Below are 24,426 nucleotides of genomic sequence, written 5' to 3' on the forward strand. Positions count from 1 at the left end.
TATCTAATATAGTAGTAAGAGAGGGGAAAGCAATGTCTGTTTCGTATATCCCATTGCCCGTAAAACAAAGATTATGGGGGAAGGCTGCCGGCCGTTGCCAATATGACGGTTGTAACCAACCTCTTTGGTACGACGCACTAACCAAGGCAGAATTCAATTCTTCTTATATCGCCCACATCGTAGCAGATAGACCAGATGGTCCTCGTGGAGATGCTATGAGATCAGAAGAATTAAAGCAGGACATAAGAAACTTGATGCTCATGTGCGATGTGCATCATAGAAGAATTGATATAGCGGATGTGGATGGTCATCCCGAAGCGTTGTTGCTCGAAATGAAAAAAAAGCATGAGGATAAAATGGAGTTACTTACCTCCTTAACCGATGACAAACAATCTCACGTCATTTTATACGGAGCGAACATCGGACAGCATCATGCGATGGTTAGTATTCAACAAGCAGTCCATGCAATGCTTCCCGACAATTACCCAGCAGAAAGAGATGGCATCCAGCTAAGTTTAGGCAATAGCGTTTTTAAAGATCATGAGCCACTTTATTGGGTGATGGAACGAGAGAATTTAAGACGATTGTTTAGTGATAGAGTTCAACCACGTTTGCAAACAGCGGTCAATCATTTTTCAATCTTCGCCGTTGCTCCTATGCCACTCCTGATTGAGCTAGGTAGATTAATATCCGACATCAGAGCTATAGAGGTTTATCAACTACATAGAGAGCCTGCCGATTGGGTATGGCAGGCCAACCCTGAAGGTTTTACATATAAAATTTCCCCACCCGATCATTTCACAGAGACCATCGCACTAAACCTTTCGCTGAGCGCCACGATTGACAATAGTAGAATTCGTGACGTTCTTGGCAACGATGTCTCTATCTGGACGATCACAATTGATACGCCATATAACGACTTCCTAAAAAGTAAGGAACAACTTAGTCAGTTTAGACAAGAGTTTAGAATGTTACTAGATATGATTAAAGCTACTCACGGTGAAAATAATACTATTCATCTTTTCCAAGCGGTACCCGTATCTATTGCTGTAGAAATCGGCAGATGCTGGATGCACAAAGCAGATTTGCCTCTCAAAATATACGATCAAAATAAAAATACAAATGGCTTCGCGTATATCTACGACATTGAATAACGCCGCCTGAAAGGGGAAAACAACATGGATACTAACCAACAAAAAGAACTCATTTTGTCCACACTTGCAGAAAATCTTGATTTGCCATCATCCGCTTACGAGAGAGCAAAGAAAAGATATGAGGATCTTGGAGAGTGGTTTAATCGTGACGAATGTTCACTCAAGGATAACGATGTGCATATATTTCCGCAAGGTTCTTTCATGCTTGGAACGTCGATTAGACCATTAGCTGAGGAAGAGGAGTACGATTTAGATTTAGCATGTAAATTGCGTGTTGGAATCAACAAATACTCGCATACGCAACAAGACGTTAAGGATCTTATTGGCCAAGAACTTGAATTGTATAGAAGAGCAAGGGGCATAAAAGAAGAACTCATGAGTAAACATCGTTGCTGGCGATTGGAATATCAAGATGATATCAGTTTTCATTTGGATATAGTCCCTGCAATTCCAGTCGATGATGTAAAGAAAGCGATGTTATTTGAATCGATGTATAAGACAGGAGCTGAAGAATTTGTAGCGAAAGGTGCATCCGATACTGCGATGTCTATTACCGACGACCGGGATCCTAATTTCAACCGACTGTCTGATAATTGGAATATCAGTAATCCTGAAGGATACAAGTTATGGTTCTTTAATAGGATGAAGACAACAGAAAGTCGTATCTTACTAGAGAAAGCCCAGGTAGATAGCGTTCCGGTGTTTAAAGAAAAAAAGCCCCTACAGAAAGTTGTTCAGTTGCTGAAGCGTCACAGAGATATGATGTTCGGTGATGATGAATCGAAACCGATTTCCATAATCATCACAACACTAGCGGCTCGAGCTTATAGCGGGGAGGGGGATGTTGTTAAAGCACTAAGCAACATTTTAGAAAGAATGTCCAATGAGCTAAAACCATCAACTCCACGTGTTCCGAATCCGGTTAACCCAGAGGAAGATTTTGCTGATCGTTGGGCAATGCTGGAATATGCCGACTTGCAGCTCGAGGAGAATTTCTTGATTTGGTTACAACAAGCAAAAATAGACTTTGAACACGTTACAACTTCAAACGATCCTGTTCTCCTTAGCGAAAGTTTTAATACTATGTTTTCCGTTAAAATGAACGCTGATGTTCTTGAGAAGAAATTAAACATAAGCCGGTTAGACACGAAACTATCACATCCTACGAAAGAACATCAGATAAATGATCCAATCAAACCTTGGGGAAGCTTATAATAGATGCCGAGTATGAAATTCTATGGTGCAGAGGACTTTTTACGGGATTATCCAGGAATGTCATTTGCTCCAATGAGAGCGTCGGGATTCACGCTTAGAGGAACCTTCTCCTTCACAGCGATTTACAACGGAGCCCCTAGCATCACCGACAGCTATTTATTGAAGATATTTATTCCTGAAAAATTCCCGTACGATCTGCCTCAAGTTACAGAGTTGAACAACAAAATCCCGAGGGACTATAAGCATCACATCAATCCCGATGACACGCTCTGTGTGGGGTCGCCATTCAGGGTACTGACGAAGATACACAAACAACCAACCTTAAATACGTACGCTGAGGAATGCCTGGTTCCGTACTTATATGCGATATCCCACAAGTTGCGGTACGGCGGAAAATTCATTTTCGGTGAATTAAGGCATGGAGACGAAGGAATTCTAGATGACTACTTAGACTTACTTGGCTTAGTTGAACCTAAGCAAGTCTTGTACGCACTAGAACTATTAGCGAAGAAGAAACGTGTGGCTAACAAAAAGTTGTGTCCCTGTAATTGTGGGAGAAGATTAGGAGTTTGTTCGCTTCATAACAAAATTAACGAACTGCGACGAGTATCACACAGATCATTCTTCAAGAATCAATTCGTTAGCTTGAAAAAACTAAAAATGTAGCCTTACAATTACCCGACCGCCAGCGAAGAAGACTTCGAGTAGGAGCGTGTGTTATTTTGTTGGTTCTTCTCTTTCAATCGAGATATATACCTGTCGGGTGACAAGAACATAATCTCATGAAATGTCGCGTATATCGCGGCATTCTTTTGTTATGGGACAGGCATTATTGGAACCTAATGTAATATTAGATGAACTTCCAAAATCATTAACTCAAGAAGAGATTGCACTTGCAGTTAATCAAGAAAGTTTGAAGGAACTGACGAAGACAGCTGTCGGTTGACAAGAACATTATCCGAATGAAATCCGCGTAAATCGCGGTTTTTTTAGTTATCGGATCAAGTTCTTGTCATTTGGCGATGACAAGAACATTGTCCGATTCCCGATAAGCAGCCGGATGGCCGGTAACTTGTTGAACAAAAGAGCAGGATTGCTGAATATAGGAAATCAAGAATTGGAATAGAAAACTCTAATAATCAGAAAAATGGAGTGCAATAATGAAACAATACGAAGTCGTTAGGATAACTAAAGATGACCTCATAATACAAACGGGCAGTATAGCGCAACTTAATGTTAGTTAGTTGCGTCAAAGACATGGGGATATTTGTAAAGTGTGGAGGTGACAAACTTGAAAAGGTACATCTCATTCGTGTTTCTTTGCATCGTATTGCTAATTCAATCTTCATGTACTTCCAATGATCGAGAGAAGATTTCTATGAATGATGTAGAACATATTAACTGGAACGATGTATTGCAGAAGATATCTCAGAAGTTTGATACTAATGCAGATAATCTCGTTTTACTCCAATTTCTAATTAGTTGGAATAGTTCTCTAGTAGAGAACATGAATATGTATTTAATTGATATGTCGAGTCATATTGGTTACACAATTAATTATCAAGTAAGATCAGACGAATACACTCATTTCATGGACCAAGGCAAGATTGATAATATAAACAACATCGATGCAGTTCTTTTTAAGGACATTGTCAATATTTTTGAAGTGAACAATATCAGCTCATTCAAAAAATACAGTAATGCAGATAAAGGTTTTATGATGTTTAGCATCGTACATGGAAACATTTCTTACAGTAGTAAATATAGTGCCAAACTATTCAAAGTGAATAAAGATTCAATTGTGCCTTTCCAGAAAAATGAAACACTTGAGCTACCTAATAAGACAGTATCATTTACAATTGGGAACAATGTATTTTTATTAACTGATCTATCAAACTGAGGATCATTAACATATCGAGGTATGAAAGCTCAATAAACCGCCTTTAATATTTTTATTAACGGGGGTAGGGTATGGGAATTATGATACGGGAAATTGCAGTACATGATTATAGCAAATTTGTTTATTTATGGAACGACGTACTTGGAGTACGTACGGTTACGCATGAGAACTTTCGCGTTATTTACTCATATATTTTTGTCCTATGTGTTGGTTTATTTATGTTCGGTCTTACAATTGCTGGATTTGATCAGGGTTACTTATTTAAGAGAGGAAAAAAATCACTAACTGCGGGGATAATCTTTATAGGTGATTCATGGACTCACGATGTCGCGGACATATGTATAAAATACGGGTTTTGTGAAGTAGTAGTACAGTCGAATACTGAACCATTCTGGCCTTGACCAATCAATTCGGCAATGATGTTTCCTTCTTTACTTTCCATAAATGAAGCTAAATTAGTCGCGTGGATCATAATATCTTCCATAACCGATCCGGTATCCGGTATAGGCATCTGACTTGCTGCAGCTTCGAAGAAACCGTCCGCAACGACAGCTGCTTTGTTCGGCCACCATTTATAGATGGTCGCTTTGCTTACGCCCGCCTTCTCAGCGATTTTCTCTATAGTCACGGCTTCATACCCGTTTTCGAACAATAGCTCATAGGAAACGGATAAGATTAAATGCTGCAGCTTTACATCTCGGGGGCGTCCTTTTTGAGCCATTTCAATCCCTCTTTCAGTCCTTTGACTTCAGTATATCGGAATTCAACGCATTTACAAAACGCTCCGTTCATTATATATTGATAACCACACATTAAGTAGACGATACGTTCACTTAATATAAATGATCATCTTGTAGAAGGGAACTTCAATTATCATGAGTAATAGCAAGGCTGCTTCAAAGCAACAAAACAATATCTCCACGGCCATGATGATCATTCTGGCTGTCGCATGTGGTCTAGTCGTAGCTAATCTATACTATTCCCAAACACTAGTTGGCCCCATTAGCAAGGCACTTGGACTACCTCCAGGTGTAGCCGGCTTAATCGTAACTTTAACGCAAATCGGCTATGTGGCAGGCCTGCTCTTCGTTGTACCGCTAAGCGATAAGCTCGAGAATCGACGGCTCATCGTGAGTACGCTTCTCGTTGTCGTCTTGGCATTGATTCTGGCTGCTGTTTCGCCCGGAGCTGTCCTATTCCTCACTGCAGCCTTATTAATCGGATCAGGTTCAGTTGTTGCGCAAATCCTAGTCCCGTTAGCCGCATCGATGTCAAGCGAACAACAGCGCGGCCGAGTGGTTGGAAATGTCATGAGCGGACTTCTACTTGGTATCATGCTGGCTAGGCCGATTTCCAGTCTTGTCGCCGGCCTTTGGGGATGGCGGACAATATTCGTCCTATCCGCGATTTTCATGGCATTATTGGCACTTATGCTGACACGCGTTTTACCAACGAGATACCCGGAAAGCAAATTAAGCTATAAACAACTCGTTGCTTCCTTAATTGGCTTATTGAAAATGTATCCCATCTTAAGGCGACGCGCTTTATATCAAGCCTGCCTGTTCGGATCTTTCAGTCTCTTCTGGACGACGGTTCCACTTCGGCTCGCCGATGAATATGGAATGTCTCAGAGCGGGATCGCCATATTCGCCTTGGTTGGGGTGGCTGGCGCGATCGCCGCACCTATTGGTGGAAGATGGGCTGACAAAGGCTTCACCAGAAGCATTACCATTACAGCCATCTTAACTGCAATCGCATCCTACGTACTCATTGCCATATTTCACGATAAGTCGCACTTATCGCTCGCGCTGCTTTTCCTCGTGGCAATCACGCTGGATATGGCGGTATCGGCTAATTTGGTCACCAGTCAGAGGATCATTTATTCACTTGGAAATGAAATTCGTGGAAGACTAAACGGTTTATTCATGGCAATCTTCTTCATTGGCGGAGCCGTTGGTTCATTCTTTGGCGGATTAACCTATGCGCATGGCGGCTGGATATGGAGCACCTGTGTAGGTGGAGCGCTGCCATCCTTAGCGTTCCTATATTTCTTAACCGAATCCAAGTCCAAATCATAGTGGGAAAAGACGCGAGGTTGCCAATCGGCACCCTCTTTTTCATGCATATTACCCTATAATAAGGAGAAGATGGAGTAAGACACTTCTACAAAGGTAGACGCTGCTCCACCTGAATAAAACCAAAAAACTCTCGCTCAAAAGCGCGGCAGCCGCTGCTTCGAACGAGAGTTTTTCATTTCCTCCAGCCGTTTAGTTTACTTAACAATAGTTATGTAAACTAAATCGATTCCGCTTATACCGAATTCAACAAATACCCGTAACCCTCTTGCTCCATGTCTTCTTTCGGAATGAATCGCAGCGCCGCAGAATTAATGCAATACCGCAGCTTAGTTGGCCCTGGACCATCATTAAAGACATGCCCTAAATGCGAATCCGCATTCGCGCTTCGCACTTCCGTACGAATCATACGGTGGCTCAAGTCCTGCTTTTCTTTCACATTGCCGCCTACGAGCGGTTTCGTGAAGCTGGGCCATCCGCAGTGCGCATCGAATTTATCCGCTGAACTGAACAGCGGTTCTCCGGACACGATATCTACGTAGATGCCTTCTCCGTTAAAATCCCAAAACTCATTCTCGAATGGCGCTTCCGTGCCGTTATTCTGAGTGACTTCAAATTGAAGCGGAGTCAGCTTCTCGCGTCTTGCTTCACGATCAGCCTTCGTATTCCAGTGAGTCTTAATGAACGAATCACGACCGGAACCTTCACGATACATCCGGTAACGAAGCGGATTCTTGTGATGATACCCTTGATGATAGTCCTCTGCCGGATAAAATGGCGTAGCTGCAACGATTTGGGTTGCAATCGGCTTATCGAAACGACCGCTTTGGCCCAATTCAACCTTGGAACGCTCGGCAATCACGCGCTGCTCTTCACTATGGTAGAAGATCGCAGTCCGGTACGAGTTTCCGCGATCATGGAATTGTCCGCCGGCATCTGTCGGGTCAATTTGTCTCCAGTAAACATCGAGCAGCTTCTCATAGGGATAAATCGAAGAATCGAATGTAATCTGAACCACTTCAGCATGTCCCGTCGTTTCCGAACACACTTCTTGGTAAGTGGGGTTCTCTGTATGACCGCCCATATAACCGGAAATCACACTGATAATACCGGGCTGCTCCTCGAAAGGAGTCACCATACACCAGAAACAACCCCCAGCGAAAGTTGCTTGTTCCACATGGCTTGAAGACTCGTTATTCGTATTATTCACTTGATCTGTCATGGACAAGAATCCCCTTTCATTTTGTCGATATCGCACTGTTTCTATCATATCAAAGCTGGGCCATCATTCCAAACGACGCCATTCTCATTTATCCGCCCCCGAACATGAGAAATTTCTCACTTAATTCTCATAAAGGCCGATATCGCTATAGAACACTCGCGATTGACTCCTAATGGTGCAAAAAGGGTGTTTTGGAAGTGTGTTATAGTGTGTAAAGACAAATGGCACCTTGAAGAGCTGGAGGGAATAAACAGATGGTAGCAACTAACAAACGTTTACTCAAGAGCGTCCTAAGTGTGAGCCTTTGCGCCACGGTTGGATTTACTGCACTTTCACTAAGCACGGCAACGCAAGCGAGCGCTGCAACGGAGAAATCGAAAGAGTTGATCACTTACGGTGAGAAATACATAGGCACTCCCTATCTATACGGTGCGGTCCCCTATATGACGAATGCTTTCGACTGCTCATCCTTCACACAATATGTATATGATAATTTTAACATTACACTTCCACGTTCGTCTTCCGATCAATCCGCTAAAGGCAAGAAAATCGCCAAAGGTTACCTAAGTGTAGGAGACCTTGTCTTCTTCAACACCAATGGTATCGGTATTAGCCATGTTGCGATCTATGCCGGCGACAATAAGATCTTGCATAGTGCAGGTAAAAGTGTGAAGATCTCCGATATGTCGACAGGCTATTGGAAGAATTCATTCGTAACGGCAAGACGCGTCCTTAGTTAATCAAGCAAGAGCCCGTTAAGATGGCATACGGATAGAGTCCGCATCTCCTCTTATCAGGCTCTTTTTTTCATACGCTGAATCAGCTTATACTCGGAACAACCCGTACCCGTCGAATTGCACGATCGGTTCTTTGTCTTCCTTCAAACCTTCGCCTTGACCATGCAGCGCAACATCGACCAACCACTTCGTAAATCCGGCCACATTCATCGATTCCATCTCTTGCAAGCTATAGAAGCCTGCTGCATCGACTTCAACACCGTCCGGCACCGGCTCGCCGGAAACATAATCCATCGCGAATGCAATATAGACGTTATGAATGTTTCTCGGATGATCGCGGACGGCAACAATGTTCCGAACCTCCGCTTCCACGCCGGCTTCTTCCATTACCTCGCGACGGATCGTGTCATGGATGAGCTCGTGCTGCTCAATATAGCCGCCCGGATTCGTCCAATATCCTTTACCCGGTTCTTGAGCCCGGCGAACGAGAAGTACCTTCTCGCTCCGCACAACTAATGCGCCAACACCGACACTGTAATTGCCCCAATGCACGAAATTGCAGCCATCAGCTGTGCAGGCTTTCCGAGGCGTACCATCTACATCTCTTACTTCCAGCGGAGCTCCACATGATAAACAATAATTAATTCCCATAAATGAACTCTCCCGAATTGTCCGATATAGAATTGCCATAATCAGAGCTGCCGGGGAACGACCATCTCCCCATTCAGCTTCGTTAATCATAGCTCCGGAAGGACTATAGTTCAATAGGTTCTATAAGTCCAATTCGAAAGCATCAAACCTTTATTGCTGCTTCACATTTACCGTAAACACTTTAACATCGCCAATGCCGTTATTGCTGATAAAAGCGGTCAAATTAACAGATACATCACCTTGACCATGAGCAGGACGATGCAGCACCGTTCCGTTGTCTGACAACACCGAGGTATTGCTTGAGTACCAGACAATCGTACTGCCATAGAAGCCCTTAGATGGCAGCCCAAGCGGTTGAGTTACATATCCGGCATTGTCATTATCTTTGTAACTAATCGCAAGATCGGCTTTATCAGCGGCGACCTTCTCTGAATTCGTATATTCTGCTTTCACGGTCAATGTAAACTGCTTCACATCGACTGCTGATCCGCCGGTGATAACAGCTGTCAAGACTACGAATGTATCTCCCGTACCGGCTGCCGGACGGTGAAGTGATTTGCCATCATCGGACAGCACGGCAGGTGAACTGGACATCCATTTAATCGAGGAGCCATTCACGCCATATGCAGGCAATACATCAAACGGACGAGTGACGCGACCTGCGGAGTCAGATCCGCCAAAATCGATCTGAAGCGCAGCCTTATCTGCTGCGACTCGTTGAGCATCCGGCAGCTGTTCTTTCACTTTCACGATAAATACCTTCGTCTCTCTATAACTGCCAGATCGGATCTCTGCTGTGAAAATAACAGTCGTGCTGCCATTACCGCTCGAAGGTCTGACTACCTTCTTACCGTCGTTGGAAATAACGGAAGGCAGCGTCGATGCCCAAGTCACTGTAGAGCCGTTCACGCCTCTACTCGGAAGCTCTTTAAACGGTTGTGTAACACTATCGATTGTGTCAGTACCGCCGAATACGATGTTTAATGCCTCATAATCTTTCTTCACCCGATCCATATCGGACATTGCCGGAGCAGTAGACTTCACAATGATACGGAACGTTTTTGTTGTTGCGGCGTTTCCGGAACGAATCGTGGCCGTCAAATCGATCGCAGCGTCATTGTTCTGCGGGCGATTAATAAGTAATCCGTTACCTGCGAGGACCGAAGTGTTGCTGGAAGTCCAAGTAATGGTGGAGCCGTTCTTACCTTTGGAGCTGAGAATGACAGGCAGCGTTACGGATTTAGCATTGTCATTGCCAAGGAATTGAATAGATAGCGCGTTCTTGTCGGCATTTACTTTCGCTAGGTCTTTCTGATACGTGCTGTCGCCATTAGCGCCTGACTCGCATTCCGCTTTGAAGCTGGCAATCATTCGCTTCAGGATCGCACGCGTACGTTCATTCTTCACTTTAATCAGTACCGCGTTCAGGCGATTCGTGGCGTCTCTACAAGACTGCAATTGCTGCTGGCGACTATCATCGTTGCCACCATTGTGGCTATTCCCATGTGCGAGTGCGGTGCTGCTGCCAAGTAGACACATGGAAAGGACAAGCATTAGTACTGTCCACTTCTTCATGAACCTCTCTCCCTACACCATAAATTAGTGAAAACGCTCACTACAGATACACTTCGTCGCCATGGGTGCGTATACGGGGGCCATTTAGGAATAAATTTCATTTACTGTCGTTAACTGTATGGAATTGGCGCATTAGCGACACCGCGTTTTTCATCTACACTTCAAACGATTGATTGGGTAAATTAGTTGCAGTTTATGAAGGATAATAAGGATAAAAAAAACCGCCCTCAAAGGAGCGGTTTTACATAAGCTAGATCGCGAAGACATGGCTTCCTATCTTCGTTGTTACTTTACGAGTGAGAATCCACTTCGATTTGGCAGTGATCGGATTATAATAATACAGCGCTTCTTTTGTCGGATCCCATCCGCGAACAGCGTCCTTTGCTGCTAGGAATGCGGTATTGTTCGGCAGCAGCCAATACTGACCATCGGCTACGGCGGTGAAGGCATAAGGCTGCATAATGACATCCGTTAAATTCTTCGGAAATAATGGCGATTTCAATCGGTTCATCACGACAGCTCCCACAGCGACCTGCCCTTTATACACTTCACCTCTCGATTCCGAGTAGATGATACGGGCGAGCTTTGACAGCTCAGGTTTGTTAACCGAAAGCTTCTTCAGCTTTGCCCATGTCTTAGGACCGGCGATACCGTCACTGGTAATCCCATTTGCACGTTGAAAGTTTGCAACTGCATTACGAGTCGACATGCCATATGTGGTCGTGATTTTGTCTTTGTAGAAGCCGAGTGTCTGCAATCGGAACTGTAGATCCGATACGTCTCCGCCCTGACTGCCTGCTTTAAGCGTTGGCGCTGCTGCAGCATGTGCTTCGGAGCTGTATAACGCGCCTCCTGATAGAAGTACGAAGAATACAAGCGCTGCTGCGATTCTTTTGTGACTTACCATGGTGTAGAAACCCCTCCATATCCTTTGGTATGAGGCTGATTGTAACACGAATCAACATCTGCCATGCCAATTAAGGGGATATTCTAATGAACTTAAAATTCTCTCATACTGTACGAAAAACAACCTTCGGCGTATTCACACAGTAGCTCTACGCAGCAGCAAGTAGGCTGCAAGAGATAGACAAATCGTAATCGGGAATAGCAATAGGGAAAGTTGAAAAGCTGTATGGTCACCGAAGAAGTCGAAGATAGCGGTCCACCAACCCAAATATTTAACCATGTAAAGAATTACGGTCAAGACAAGAACCGCAACAATCGAAAACACATACATCCCATTGCGGCCGTATCGACGATGAACGCTTGCACACAGGAACCCGATCATATAGAGATTCAGCATGACGGAGAAGAAGATCACGATTTGCAAGAAGGCATTCCCGTCTGAAATGTAGGGCAGATGGAAGAAATACAACCTGACTCCCCAGCCATCAATCACACTTCCTTCAATATAGGAAAGCACGCATAAGATGATGGAGATCCCTGCGCTAAGCAACGTAATCATAAGCATGGAGCCAAAGAAGAAATCGCGTCTCCTAACGCTTAACCCCAGTGCAAATGGGAATGTTTGCGACAATGAAACAATTCCGATTACCATCATATAGATGAAGATCGACATCAGACCGCCGGTAACAATTTTGTCGTCCACCGGAATGAAAGCGGCAATAAACAGGTTGACTATAAAGCTGGAAAACAGAATGACCCAAGGGAGAAAAAACCAGCCCCATTTGTCTCTTGCGTACATTTTAACTACATTTTGTACCATATTCATCGTAACGTCACCTCTTTACGTACTTGATCACTTGTCAGGTAAACAATCAACTGTTGAATGGTAACCGTCGTAATGTCCAATCCCAATGCTTCTGCCGTCTTCTGATCACTGGCAACCAAGCTGCCATAAATCGTTGCTGAGCGATAACCGCCCATTCCCTCACTGTGAATGACCTTCTTGTTTGCGATGTAGGATTCGATTTTGGCCACTGGCCCGGTTACCGTATAGGCGCGGCCACGCAGCGAATCTGCCTCTTCATTGAGCAGTAGTTTACCATCATTAATGACGATGATATGCTCCAGCAATCGGCTGACTTCATCTATGAGATGTGTCGATAGAATGATTGTACGAGGGTGAAGCGCGTAGTCCTCCATTAACCGATCATAGAAAATCGTCCGTGCCACCGCATCCAATCCCAAGTAAGGCTCATCAAAAATCGTAATCGGCGCGCGGCTGGCAAGGCCTACAATAATACCAACAGCAGACAGCATTCCTCGGGATAATTTCTTCACTCTGCGCTTCAAGGGAAGCTTGAATTCTGCTACTAGCTCACGCGCATATGCACCATCCCATTGGGGGAAAAATAAAGCAGCCGTCTCAAATACATCTACTACTTTGAAATTGTCCGGGTATTTCTGACTCTCTTTAATAAAACAAATTTGACGCAGCACGCGGTTATTCTCGTAAGGCTCTTCGCCGAACACGCTGAGCTCTCCGCTTGTTTTAAACAATTGCGCCGTTATCATATGCATAATCGTTGTTTTACCCGCACCATTCCGTCCAAGCAGCCCATAGATCTTATTCTCTTCGATTTGGAAGCTGATATCGTCGATGGCTTTGTAGTTCCCGAACACCTTCGTTAACCGCTTCGCTTCAATTACTGTTTTCATATGTCAGACTCATCCTTTCCTGCGGATCATATCCGTTAATTGTTCGATCGTAATGCCAAGCTTCTCTGCTTCTTGAATCATCGTTACCACATATTGTTCAAAAAATTGCTCTTTCCGCTTCTCCATCAGCTTCGCTTTAGCGCCGGTTGCGACAAACATGCCAATTCCCCGTTTCTTATATAGAATCTCTTCATCGACTAGCAGATTCACGCCTTTAGCTGCTGTGGCCGGATTAATACCGTAGAAAGCCGCAAACTGATTCGTCGAAGGAACCTGCGTTTCTTCCGGCATTCCGCCTCCAATAATGTCATCCTCAATTCGCTCGGCAATTTGGACGAATATGGGACGGCTGTCATCGATCTTGATACTCATCGCTACACCACCACATCGGTTAGTTACTCATGCAACTAACTATATAAGCAATGAACTGATTCGTCAAGAGCTCTTCTTTTATTTCCGCCAAAGCCCAGTGCGAACATTCGTTCCAATGTGCGGTTTACTTTGCCCTCCCACTGCTTTAAAATGAGAAATAATGGAGGTGGCTGCGCATGAATATTATCAAAATCAAAGATCGGCAGGAGCTTGACCGCAGAACGCCATCAATGCCCTGGTATATCGAGAAATTCATCAACTATAAGCTTCCTGATCTCTCGCCTTCTTCGCTGCTCGAATATGTGCGGGATTATGATACGTTTTTATCTTGGCTGCTCGCAGAAGGATTGGCCGTTGGACCGACACTTCGCGATGTAGAGTTGATTGAACTGGAACGACTGCATATGGACAGTATCGATCATTTCAAAATGTTTCTATCCACACGCCAGCTGCAAGCCAACAGCAGAACAACGATTTCCCGCAAACTATCCTCTCTTCGCTCGCTCTTTCATTATTTGAGCCAAATTGCCGAAGACGAGCAATTCTATCCGCTATTGAAACGTAATGTGATGGCGAAGGTGTCCATCAAACGAACGTCGAAGCCGAAGGATACGGCTGCTAAGCTCGAAGGCAAGCTGCTGCAGGAGCAAGAGATCGATGAGTTTATCCGCTACATAAACGAGGACTACGGTATGGAGATTGCTACTAACAAGCAAGCACTCTATTCGTATACGAACAACCGCACACGTGATACTTCTATTGTGAGTCTTATCCTCAACTCCGGACTGCGTGTATCCGAGGTGTTCAACATGAACGTTGACGACATCGACCTGAAGAAGCGCCTGCTCTACGTGTACCGCAAAGGTAAGAACGACGATACGTTTAAGACGCCGGTTTATTTCCGCCAGGAAGCCATGCGTGATCTTCAGCTGTATATCTCTCAGCGTGATTCGCAGTACAAAGCACCTAAACGGGAAAAAGCGCTCTTCCTCGCCATTCCAAACGGCAAGAAGGAAGGCTCGCGAATGACGAAACGAGCCATTCAAGAAATGGTCCTCAAGTATGCCAAACGATTCGGCAAGCCGTACCTCTCGGTTCATAAGCTGCGCCATTCCTTCGCGACCGACTACTATCTGCGTAATGACCTGTACAAGACGCAGGAGCAGCTTGGCCACGCCTCGCCGGAAACGACGCAAATCTACGCCCACCTAACGGACAAAACGATGGCCGAAGCCATCGATCGGCCGAAAGAGGCATAGGGAAAGCCCCATACCGGGTTTGGTATGGGGCTTTTGTTTTAGCGCATGCGATTCTTTGTTGTCTGGGGGCATCCACCGCGGCGCAGTCTGGCTGGTTTGTTTACAGAGAGTCGGATTGCCTCTAATGAATGGCGCAGTAAATTTCGGTCTCAAGCTTCGCTGGATCGTCCGACCAATGTCCATACACTTCGATAAGCGGTTTAGTCTGCGATTTCCCTTGTGCTGCAAGACCTTCGTGAATGGCATCATACGCCTCGCCCAAGCGATCATACGATCCGACATGCTTGTAATAGGCGTGCTCCTGCAGCGTTACGATTAATGACTCCAAACCGTGCTCGATCTCGGAAGCGGCTTCCTCAAGCTCCACTCCAGCAAATACGCGACCATCTTGCTCGTATACCATATGATTGATACCGCGATGTGGCAGTTTGAACTTCTGAATGACACCCCATAGTTTGTCCATCAGCTCCCGAACATCAGTGCTGTACGGTGTGCCTTCCACATGTACCTTCGAGAATCCGTGCAATACGAAGCTTTTCGGTTCATTCACGCTTACAACTTGTCCCGCCATCCACCAAAACCTCCATTCATCACGCTCATCCTAACCCGCCAACTCTACCGTTCGTTCAAGAAGTCCTAAGAATCGCAATTTAAACGCCAATCGTACTTTGAACAGTCGCAAGTACATCCGCAATTGCCAATCGATCCGCAGCGCCAGTCGCATTGCGCACCTTCCATTCAACCTGGCCTTCCGCGACGCCTTTACCAACGACGATCCGAATTGGAAGCCCGATCAGATCGCTGTCCTTGAGCTTTACACCAAGCCGCTCATCGCGGTCATCCAGCAGTACGTCAATTCCTGCCGCCTGTAGTTGCGCATACAGCTTTTCTGCCACTTCCATCTGAAGGCTATCCTGCGTTGAAACCGGGATAAGGTGAACATCATACGGAGCAACCGCGGCCGGCCACATCATGCCGTTCTCGTCATGATGCTGCTCAATGATGGCCGAGAGCAGCCGGGAAATGCCAATTCCGTAACAGCCCATAATGATCGGCTTTGTATCACCTGTGGAATCTACGAACTGCGCGCCTAGCTTCTCGCTATACTTCGTTCCGAGCTTGAACACATGACCGATTTCGATGCCGTGAATTGTCCGCAGCTCTCCTTGCTCGCAGCTTGGACAATGATCGCCTACCTCCACATTGCGGAAATCCCCGATCCGCTCTATAGAGAAGTCTCGCCCCGGCACGACATGACGAACATGATAGTCCGTTACATTAGCACCAGCGATGCCCGCCTTCATGAAACCTACTTCCAGATCAACCAGCAGCGGGATCGCAAGTCCGATTGGTCCAGCGAATCCGGTACCGGCTCCAGTTACGGTTCTGACCGTTTCGGTATCAGCAAGCGTAAGCGTGACAGCTTGAAGCGAATTGAGCACTTTCGTTTCGTTAATGCTGTGATCCCCTCGCACAAGTACGGCAACCGGTTCTCCATCAGCAAGATAGATCAGTGTCTTAATCAGTTCATCATGACCGATGCCAAGTCCTGCAGCCAACTCGTCAATCGTTCTCATACCAGGCGTGTGGAATTGTTCTGCCGCCGCTTGCAAACCATCTGCCGACTGATCTCTTGCTATACTTCTATTGCCAGCTTCGACCCTCGCCGCTTCAAGACTTATCGCTTTCTCCATATTCGCCGCATAATCGCAGGAGCTGCAGGTCACGACATCATCTTCACCGGACTCGGCAATCGCCATAAACTCATGGGTTCCGCCTTCTCCTCCGATGGCACCCGCATCTGCTTGAACAGCGCGGAACTCCAGCCCACAGCGCTCGAATATACGATGATAAGCCTCGTACATCGCCTGATATGTCCGATCCAGACCCTCCCATTCACTGTCAAAAGAATACGCATCCTTCATGACGAACTCTCTGCAACGGAGCAAACCAAAGCGCGGTCGACGTTCATCACGAAACTTAGTTTGCAGCTGGAACAACGTGACAGGGAGCTTGCGATAAGTGGAGATCTCCTGTCCGACAAGCTGCGTAATAACTTCTTCATGCGTCGGGCCTAGCACGAACTCACGTCCGTTTCGGTCCTGCAGCCGTACCAGCTCCGGACCATAGACATCGTATCGCCCTGATTGCTGCCATAGATCAGCAGGCTGGAATGCAGGAAGCAGTACCTCCTGCGCGCCGGTTTGCTCCATTTCATAACGAACAATAGCTTCTACCTTGCGCAGCACGCGGCGCCCCAAAGGCAGGAAGGAATAAACACCGGCGGAGAGCTGACGAATAAATCCGCCTTTAACAAGCCACTTATGACTTACGGCTTCTGCATCTGCAGGTACTTCCCTCATGGTTGGTAAGAATACAGATTTCTGTCTCATCGAAATACCACCTTTTCCATAGGCATCAAAATGCAAAAAACGCGCACCCATCCCTGGTTAAGGGACGAGTGCGCGCTCGTGGTACCACCCAAAATTCAGCCGCATAGAAGCAGCGGCTCTTTTGTACGGATAACGGGGTGATCCCGGCTGCAAATACGGAAAGCTGGGTTCCTTGCAGCGACTACAAGGCAGGGCGATTCATGGATCTGCGGGAAGCCTCTCAGCCGGGTGGGCTCCCTCTCTGGGCACAGAATGACAAGAACGCATATCCTTGATCATGGTCGTTCAATTTAATGTGATTCTAAAGGTACAACAAGTTTAGCGGCAAGTCAACCGGAAACCGCGAATAAGCTAGTACCAGAACGATTATGAAAGCAGGTGGTTCATTTTGCTGGATCTAGACCCCATCAAACGACATTTTCGCAACTTGGAACGGATGCCTGTTCAGCTCTCTATCGGTGCCTTACAGGTGGATGTGATCAAAATCAATTACGTCCCACCCGGTCCGGGCTGGCAAGTACCCGAGCATAAGCATTCCTCCTATGAATTCCATTTCATCACCTCCGGCAAAGGTTTTGTCCGTATGGAACAAACTCCTTTCCACGTCGAGTCGAATATGTTTTATTTGACCGGTCCTGAGATTGTCCATACGCAAGTATCGGATCAGCAAGACCCGATGGCTGAGCTTTGTCTGCAATGCCAATTCACTATTCCAGAGAACGCTGAACCTCATAACACCCAAGAAGCCAAGCAGCTGCTCCATATTTTCGATACTCCCGTTTGCAGCGGCCTCCCGGACTCCCTTGGCGCCATTCCGCTCTTCACCTCATGTGCCGAAGAAGCCAACCGCCAATTCGTCGGCTACTACTCGGCGGTTCAAAGTCGTCTTGCCGGCGTCATTCTGGCAACCGCCAGAATGTTGGCAGGAGAAAACAAACAGGCGACCTATTCCATACCCGTCAAAAGACAAGGTTATGAGGTCATCCTAGAAACGATTCTGTTTCTTGAGGATAACTATCAGCACCCGATAACGCTTGAGCAGGTAGCTGATCATGTACATTTCAGCCCGCGGCATCTAGGACGGATGTTCAAGCTCGTCACGGGCAAAACGATGAATCGCTACCTCACCGAAATCCGTTTAAACCGCGCCATTCATCTGCTCAGGCAGTCTGATTATTCCTTAGACCGCATTGCGCAAGAAATTGGATTTGCGAATGGCAGCTACCTAAGTCAACTCTTTCGCCGTGTCTATGGCTATCCGCCAAGTGATCAACGCTCGAATACCAACGCGCACTCCTAAGGCTGAATATTGTCCCGAAATTATAAGTAATCCTTAGCCAAGATCACGACATGTAAGCACTTAAAGCAACATCATCGCGTCTTACACATCACATTTAACCCATGAATATTCACTCGAATGAGGTCCGGATTGTAAAGGAGGGTTCCGATTTCAGCCCGCATACAATTAGAAGTGTAAACGATTTCAACTCCTAAGGAGGTATCGTGATGAAACGAGTTTCAACCTGGGCGGCCGCTATGATGATCGCCGCCTTTGTATTAACAGCATTCAGCTTCGTAGGCGTACGCGAAGCAGCAGCAGCCGGTCCACAAGGCATCCAATTCGGGCGTCCCATCGATGACTCCGGCAACATTCTCATTACTAATGCGGTTGCGCAGGCGCTAGCCGATAGTGGAGCAGGATTTGTACGGCTTAACTTTCGCCTCGGGCCGTACACTTCGGATACGGCGGCATTTTACAGCACCTACGATACGATTGTGAACAGACTGCGCAGTAAAGGTCTTCAAGTCATCGGACTGATATCGAATGAATCCTGGCCTGGCACACAATCGGATTGGACAGCTAACAATGCGGAAAATACGCCCGGTGGGGACGGCTACAACAACTTCATCGACCAATTCGGGTACTTAGCCGGACGGATGGCTGGCCATTACGATGGTGTCATCAAGTATTGGGAAGTATGGAATGAGCCGAATTGCTGGGGCTCGAATCCGTCACCGGGTGTTTACACCGGATGCTCGTTTATTTATCCTTCTAATTTCGCCGCTATGCTGGGCCACGTCTATACGCAGATGAAATACTATAACAACTACGATGTGGAGGTCATCAGCGGCGGCGTATTCGGTCACGATATTGCAGGCTACTCTTCCGGCGGTTCAGGTGCCGATTATATTAGCGATACGTACTATGAAGGCACAACGGTAGGGAGCTGGAATTGGATCCAGTCCAATGCAGGATCCTACCCTCTCGATCATGTTGGTCAGCATATCTATATTGATCAAGGCGGTTCCGTCTCCACTACACAGCTGAACAATTACATCAATTACGTACACAGCGCATATGCAGCCTATGAAGGTTCGGGTACGCCTAAGAAAATATTCATGACGGAGATTGGCTGGACAACAGATGCCGTCAGCGAGGCCGTGCAAGCCTCTAATATTACGGCTGCGTACAATGTCATGAAAGCCTCTCCTTATATCCAAAGCGGCGTATGGTTTTACCTCCAAGATGAGCCATCGCTCCGTTATGGAATCTTCAAATCCACTGGTTTGGGCACGTCAGATAAGAAAACCGGTTGGACGAATTTCCGCAATGCAACAGCGTACGAAGGTAAGCTATCAGGCGGAACTACGAATACGAACATCCTTAACTACTTCAACAGCCACGGTGGCATGGCAACGAACGGGTCTCCATATGACAATGGGGGCAGCGCATACGTGCACTATTGGGATTATGGTTATGTGCAGGATTTTGACGGGGGCAGCATCGGGGCCAGCGCTATCATGACATCGGGCAGCGGAACGTTTCAAGTTCGCAATGGCTTCTGGCAAACCTACCTGCAGAGTACAAACCATACCTACCTCCAATTCCCGACGAGTGATGAGTTTTCATATGGTGCCGGAACGAGGCAAAACTTCCAAGGCGGATACATGACGTGGGATCCAACGAATGGTGTTCAGGTGTTCTAGAAGATGACGAAAAGGAGAGACAGCAGCCTCTCCTTTCTCTTTTTGCTTTGCAGTGTTTCAGTTCGTTAAACATCTCAGGAATACATTTAGTTTACATAACTATATTTATGTCACTAAATTAAACACTAACAAACAAAGCAGTCACATACATAATGAGAATCCCCAGAAAGAGACTGCCCAGATTGCTCCAAGACACGACCGCCCTTCCGCTCTTCCCGGCCTCTCTGACAACCATCTTACTAATCACGTAAATGACCTGCATAATTGCACCAGCTCCAATACCAAAGAACAAGGCTGCAAAGGCTTCGTTGAAAATGAATCCGCCAGTCCACGTACCGATGATCGCCGGGCCTCCGCCAAGAAGCGCTAATCCTACAAAAGTCCGCCAAGTCGGGCGATCTTGCAGAAGCGGAGCAGCAATTCCGACACCTTCCGTAATGTTGTGAAGCGTAAACCCAATGATAAGGAAGGTTCCGAGAGCAGCTTCACCGGCTGCGAATGCTGCGCCGATGGCCAATCCTTCGCCTAGATTATGCAGACCGATGCCTCCGGCGATTTTGAAAGCCACCTGTTTGCCGCTAACCGTACCTTTTCGCTCATTTGCTTGATCTATGGCAACCAGGAACAAGAAACTGAGAAGTGCGCCGAACCAAACCAGACCATTGCCTTGGAAGATACCGGGTGCTTCAGCCCCTAATTCAAATCCTTCCTCAAACGTGTCAATAACGAGGAAGAACAGTAAACCCACTGTCAGAGCCAGAACAGCTTGCATCCCGCGCTGCGAGAATCGGTGTAAGAAGGGGAACCACAGTAATCCTAATCCTACGGGAACTACCCCTACATAGAAACCGATCAATGCATACTGGGCTACACGAGAAGCATCCGGCACCGGTGTCAACGCTGCAACAGGCACCTCTCCTGCGAAAATCAATCCGTTCGTCGTAATCAGCTTAATTTCGTAGGGATCTCCTTCGACCCAGCCATACGGAATCTTAATTTCGGTTTGCGCAAGTCGTCCAATAGAAGCACTGGGATGGAAATCCGCATTCCAGAAGGCATCGTTTACCAGTACCTGCGCGATCGTAACTTTCTCCGGCCCCGTGTTCAGTACATGCAGCGTAAAACCTTCATGGGTAAGCACAATTTTCTGGACATTAAGCGCTTCGATCGGCGCGACCGGCTCATCTTTAATACCAGTCCCTAGATTCGAAATGAAGTAAATGACCAGAATTAGTAGTATGAGAGGCGCGCCTCCCCATATCCAAAGCAGCTTACTTCCAGGTGGTTTCTGTTTCGCAGTATTCACGACTTTTATCTCCATGCAAACCCCTCCCTCCTACGCTTTGACCTCGAAGAATCCCATCCAGCCCAGCTCGGCAAATTCACTTTGATGAGCGTGGAACATATACTGGCCAGGTTCAGGAAATATCATCTCCAGAATGCCGCGCTGCCCTTGGCACTGCATAATGGTGTCGGTCAATACCGGTCTGGCATCCGGATCGGCGCCTACCTCGTAATACTTGAAGAAGTTCGCATGAAGATGGAAGGAATTGATGAGATCAAATTCCGTTAAATTGCTTAGATAAACCCGGACCAGCTCCCCGGCTTTCACAGGAATTGGCCAAGCCTGGAACGCGAACGCGTAGCCGTTCACGGTGTAGATTTCATTCTCTCCGTCTAAATCCAGATCGAAGCCATTCATGACCATATTGAACTCACGAGCTTTCTTCCTCGGCACCTTCGGATCAACGATAAAATTTCCGTAGAGTCCTTTGTGAATGTGCTTGGATAAAGGCGGAATATGGCAATGGTATACATGCATGCCGGCAGGTTTTGCTTCAAACTCATAGATAAATTCCGTTCCGGTCGGTACCGGTTCAATGCCGTCCATTCCAGTTGGATGAACGCCGTGAAAATGAATCGAGTGAGGATGCGAGGAGCCATTCCAGAACTTGACTCGCACAATATCGCCTTCCGTACAGCGGATCGTTGGCCCCGGAATGGTCCCATTATACGTCCAGCCCGGAAACGTGATGCCTTTCGCAATTTCGACATTCGAATCCGAAGCGACCATCGTGTATTCGCGTACTGTCCGTCCGTCAGCACGGGTACTCACCTTACCGTAATCAAACTCTGTTAACGATTTGATCGCGGCTTGCAGGCCATAAGTCTGATCTTTCCCCGGATCATAGCCATGTGCCATCGTCTGATGTTTATGCTGCTTTAATGCCGAATGCACCTCGTGTTTGGTCATCGCCTTGACCGGTTTCCCTAATAAGGAGCCTGGGCTGAATAAGCCTCCGCTGAATGCGCCTAAGACACCTGCAGCTCCCCATTTCAGAACATCCCGCCTGGAGACAGGGCGTTTCAGATTAAATGCCATGATGCCACCCCCTATTTTGCATGAAGTAAATTAAGTTTTCCGTGTGCAAAAAAATAATCAAAAAAATATTAATGTGGACAAGGGACAAAATGTTTCCCTAGAGCAAAACTTGAATGACTTAAATATATGCCGAACGCCTGCGTTTGTAAACCATAAATTTCTTCACCAAAAATAAAAAAAGTCCGCAAAGACGCGGACTTCTCATCTACAGCATGGATAAACCTGAAACATTCATGCCGTTAACTATTTATTTAATCACATAAACTATGTGATTAATTCTCCTTCATCACTCTCGCCACTGAAACATTCCAGGCCGGCCAACCACCACGTTGATTGGCATCGTCAAGCATGCTTTTCTTCACGCCTTCGATTGCATCCGCAAGTGCCGGCTCTTCTTTCTGCAGCTTTAACAGGGTAGGAAATGCATCCGTGGATAGTGAGCCAAGATACTGCATATCGATCTTCCCTGTATCTTGATAACGAATCATATTCTGCTTGGCGATGATCGCATCTACGTTCACATAATTGATGATCATGTAAGCTGTTACGGCAAGCCCTATGTACGCTTTCGCCAATGAGAAATGCTCACTCCAAATCCGTATGAAGGATGCGATTAAGATGACACCCAGAAACAGCATAAACCCTTGAACCAGTATTCGTGTTTGTGTGTAGCCGTAAGCCGATTCGTAGAGCGACAGCCTGCTGTAAGCCGATACCAGCATCACAACCGTACAACCGACAAGCATGCTCAGAGAGAGCTTTCGTACCCACTCCGCCGCTGCGCCCTCTCTAAGGATGAAATGAAGGCCACTCAATAGCAAGACGAGATTGATGAGAGCAACAACGACTAGTTGTGCGAAACCCTGTCTTGCATACTCGGCATAAGCAACACCATCCGGCAGCAAACCATTCGCAGCCCCGAACAAATACGAGAATTGGATGGCGGCGAAAATAATATAAACGATGTTAAAGCTGATCAGCAGCGTTCCGGCTGTAAGGGCGTCGAGCGAAAGCGGCGCTTGCTGCCTTACAGCAACCGCGGATGCTGCAGCGGAGAAAGCTTGAGCAGCTCCCGCATCACTGCCATCTCGCCATTGATCATCCGTTCTCCGGAATAGCAATGTCCATAAGTAGCTGAATGTAAAGACAGAGATGGCTACCGCAAGTACTGTTCTGGTAAACAAGGTACGAATCGAGTAGTCGCCGAACATCTCAGGCAATCGATTCAACAAGTCCATAAATATGCGATCTGCAGATGCCAGCAGCAGGATGACTACAATCAGAAGCGGCGACGCGAGCAGAAGCCCCAGCAAGATTCGGCGAACCTTGCCGCCGCCCGCAGTTCCCCCACTATTTTGCTGCGGAGAGATTCGATTAGCGAGCAGACCGAATGGGACTGTGAAGTAGGAAAACGGTTTAATCAAACTTAAGTAAAGCACATCCTGATAGTAAGCGGTTCGAAACCAAGGCTTCGTACTGCTTCGCGAGAGCAATACCGTTTGGGCCGCGACAAGTGCAGGTAGTACAGCAATATTAAGCAAACGGAACAACTCATTGTTAAAGAGCATGTAGCTGAACGACAGCAGTGCGACCGGCAGACACAGCAGCCAACCCGACTTCGATTGTCCGCGCCACTGATCGAATCCGCCAATTCTCCCTTTTATTGCATAGAAGAACAAACCATAAAAGGCGCAGGTAAACAGCGCTACGGATATACCTAAGCTATTACCGACAAATAAATATTGACTGAATACGCCAAACCCTAATGACCAAAGCGCCATTTTCTCATATCGTCTTTGCCATGGTGCTGGATCTCTCAAAAGACTCACTCCCGACATATATACTGCATTAGCAACGTTTGTGCTTTTCTCCTATTTATT

The 24,426-nt window shown here is 46.5% G+C and carries 20 protein-coding genes and 1 pseudogene; 8 read left to right on the forward strand and 13 right to left on the reverse strand.

Features of this window, described 5'->3' with window-relative positions:
- Nucleotides 1-32: 32 nt before the first annotated feature.
- The 3 genes from AC50Y3_RS15690 (at nucleotide 33) to AC50Y3_RS15700 (ending at nucleotide 4,269) form a co-directional block, all read left to right on the forward strand.
- A complete protein-coding gene (locus tag AC50Y3_RS15690; RefSeq protein WP_494819664.1) occupies nucleotides 33-1,154 on the forward strand; it encodes an SAVED domain-containing protein in 1,122 nt (373 codons plus the stop codon).
- A 24-nt stretch (nucleotides 1,155-1,178) separates the two neighbouring features.
- The gene (locus AC50Y3_RS15695; RefSeq protein ID WP_494819665.1) at nucleotides 1,179-2,369 is read left to right on the forward strand and encodes a nucleotidyltransferase domain-containing protein; all 1,191 of its coding nucleotides are present in this window, start codon (nucleotides 1,179-1,181) and stop codon (nucleotides 2,367-2,369) included.
- A 1,378-nt stretch (nucleotides 2,370-3,747) separates the two neighbouring features.
- Nucleotides 3,748-4,269 (forward strand): hypothetical protein, encoded by a 522-nt coding sequence (locus AC50Y3_RS15700; RefSeq protein ID WP_494819666.1) that lies wholly within the window; start codon nucleotides 3,748-3,750, stop codon nucleotides 4,267-4,269.
- Nucleotides 4,270-4,660: 391 nt separating this feature from the next.
- Here AC50Y3_RS15700 and AC50Y3_RS15705 read toward each other — a convergent pair.
- Nucleotides 4,661-4,990 (reverse strand): annotated as a pseudogene (locus AC50Y3_RS15705) (TetR/AcrR family transcriptional regulator); the annotation flags it as partial.
- A 154-nt stretch (nucleotides 4,991-5,144) separates the two neighbouring features.
- On the opposite strand from AC50Y3_RS15705, the gene AC50Y3_RS15710 reads away from it, so the two are divergent.
- Nucleotides 5,145-6,347, forward strand: coding sequence for an MFS transporter (locus AC50Y3_RS15710; protein ID WP_494819667.1), 1,203 nt, complete (start codon nucleotides 5,145-5,147; stop codon nucleotides 6,345-6,347).
- A 232-nt stretch (nucleotides 6,348-6,579) separates the two neighbouring features.
- Here the strand turns inward: AC50Y3_RS15710 and msrA are convergent, their stop codons facing one another.
- On the reverse strand, nucleotides 6,580-7,566 hold the full coding sequence (msrA, locus tag AC50Y3_RS15715) for a peptide-methionine (S)-S-oxide reductase MsrA (protein WP_494819668.1): 987 nt from the start codon (nucleotides 7,564-7,566) through the stop codon (nucleotides 6,580-6,582).
- Between the two features lie 254 nt (nucleotides 7,567-7,820).
- On the opposite strand from msrA, the gene AC50Y3_RS15720 reads away from it, so the two are divergent.
- Nucleotides 7,821-8,306 carry a C40 family peptidase gene (locus AC50Y3_RS15720; protein WP_494819669.1) on the forward strand — a complete coding sequence of 162 codons (486 nt, stop codon included), beginning with the start codon at nucleotides 7,821-7,823 and terminating at the stop codon, nucleotides 8,304-8,306.
- Nucleotides 8,307-8,390: 84 nt separating this feature from the next.
- Here AC50Y3_RS15720 and AC50Y3_RS15725 read toward each other — a convergent pair whose 3' ends face one another.
- The 6 genes from AC50Y3_RS15725 to AC50Y3_RS15750 all read right to left on the reverse strand — a co-directional run bounded on the left by AC50Y3_RS15725 (nucleotide 8,391) and on the right by AC50Y3_RS15750 (nucleotide 13,523).
- Entirely contained in the window at nucleotides 8,391-8,954 is a 564-nt protein-coding gene (locus AC50Y3_RS15725; protein WP_494819670.1) for an NUDIX domain-containing protein, read from the reverse strand.
- 150 nt (nucleotides 8,955-9,104) lie between these two features.
- Nucleotides 9,105-10,529 carry an immunoglobulin-like domain-containing protein gene (locus AC50Y3_RS15730; RefSeq protein ID WP_494819671.1) on the reverse strand — a complete coding sequence of 475 codons (1,425 nt, stop codon included), beginning with the start codon at nucleotides 10,527-10,529 and terminating at the stop codon, nucleotides 9,105-9,107.
- A gap of 250 nt (nucleotides 10,530-10,779) precedes the next feature.
- On the reverse strand, nucleotides 10,780-11,436 hold the full coding sequence (locus AC50Y3_RS15735; protein ID WP_494819672.1) for a cell wall hydrolase: 657 nt from the start codon (nucleotides 11,434-11,436) through the stop codon (nucleotides 10,780-10,782).
- Nucleotides 11,437-11,571: 135 nt separating this feature from the next.
- Nucleotides 11,572-12,261, reverse strand: coding sequence for a hypothetical protein (locus tag AC50Y3_RS15740; protein ID WP_494819673.1), 690 nt, complete (start codon nucleotides 12,259-12,261; stop codon nucleotides 11,572-11,574).
- The gene (locus AC50Y3_RS15745; protein ID WP_494819674.1) at nucleotides 12,258-13,151 is read right to left on the reverse strand and encodes an ABC transporter ATP-binding protein; all 894 of its coding nucleotides are present in this window, start codon (nucleotides 13,149-13,151) and stop codon (nucleotides 12,258-12,260) included. Before AC50Y3_RS15745 ends, AC50Y3_RS15740 begins: the two co-directional genes overlap by 4 nt.
- Before the next feature lie 9 nt (nucleotides 13,152-13,160).
- On the reverse strand, nucleotides 13,161-13,523 hold the full coding sequence (locus tag AC50Y3_RS15750) for a GntR family transcriptional regulator (RefSeq protein ID WP_494819675.1): 363 nt from the start codon (nucleotides 13,521-13,523) through the stop codon (nucleotides 13,161-13,163).
- 176 nt (nucleotides 13,524-13,699) lie between these two features.
- Between AC50Y3_RS15750 and xerS the strand changes: the two genes are divergently transcribed.
- Nucleotides 13,700-14,782, forward strand: a complete 1,083-nt coding sequence (gene xerS / locus AC50Y3_RS15755) for a tyrosine recombinase XerS (RefSeq protein ID WP_494819676.1) — start codon at nucleotides 13,700-13,702, stop codon at nucleotides 14,780-14,782.
- 121 nt (nucleotides 14,783-14,903) lie between these two features.
- Here the strand turns inward: xerS and AC50Y3_RS15760 are convergent, their stop codons facing one another.
- Nucleotides 14,904-15,353 (reverse strand): GyrI-like domain-containing protein, encoded by a 450-nt coding sequence (locus AC50Y3_RS15760; protein WP_494819677.1) that lies wholly within the window; start codon nucleotides 15,351-15,353, stop codon nucleotides 14,904-14,906.
- Nucleotides 15,354-15,432: 79 nt separating this feature from the next.
- Nucleotides 15,433-17,175 (reverse strand): proline--tRNA ligase, encoded by a 1,743-nt coding sequence (locus AC50Y3_RS15765; protein WP_494819678.1) that lies wholly within the window; start codon nucleotides 17,173-17,175, stop codon nucleotides 15,433-15,435.
- 388 nt (nucleotides 17,176-17,563) lie between these two features.
- Here AC50Y3_RS15765 and AC50Y3_RS15770 point away from each other — a divergent pair, with 388 nt between their 5' ends.
- On the forward strand, nucleotides 17,564-18,475 hold the full coding sequence (locus tag AC50Y3_RS15770; RefSeq protein ID WP_494819679.1) for a helix-turn-helix domain-containing protein: 912 nt from the start codon (nucleotides 17,564-17,566) through the stop codon (nucleotides 18,473-18,475).
- Nucleotides 18,476-18,681: 206 nt separating this feature from the next.
- On the forward strand, nucleotides 18,682-20,163 hold the full coding sequence (locus tag AC50Y3_RS15775; protein WP_494819680.1) for an LGFP repeat-containing protein: 1,482 nt from the start codon (nucleotides 18,682-18,684) through the stop codon (nucleotides 20,161-20,163).
- Between the two features lie 118 nt (nucleotides 20,164-20,281).
- On the opposite strand, the gene AC50Y3_RS15780 is transcribed toward AC50Y3_RS15775, so the two are convergent.
- The 3 genes from AC50Y3_RS15780 to AC50Y3_RS15790 form a co-directional block, all read right to left on the reverse strand.
- Nucleotides 20,282-21,484: a ZIP family metal transporter gene (locus AC50Y3_RS15780; RefSeq protein WP_494819681.1), complete on the reverse strand. Its 1,203-nt coding sequence runs from the start codon at nucleotides 21,482-21,484 to the stop codon at nucleotides 20,282-20,284.
- 15 nt (nucleotides 21,485-21,499) lie between these two features.
- The gene (locus AC50Y3_RS15785) at nucleotides 21,500-22,546 is read right to left on the reverse strand and encodes a multicopper oxidase domain-containing protein (RefSeq protein ID WP_494819682.1); all 1,047 of its coding nucleotides are present in this window, start codon (nucleotides 22,544-22,546) and stop codon (nucleotides 21,500-21,502) included.
- A 272-nt stretch (nucleotides 22,547-22,818) separates the two neighbouring features.
- Nucleotides 22,819-24,366 (reverse strand): DUF4153 domain-containing protein, encoded by a 1,548-nt coding sequence (locus AC50Y3_RS15790; protein WP_494819683.1) that lies wholly within the window; start codon nucleotides 24,364-24,366, stop codon nucleotides 22,819-22,821.
- Nucleotides 24,367-24,426: the final 60 nt, after the last annotated feature.

Source organism: Paenibacillus sp. J22R98, assembly GCF_059383835.1.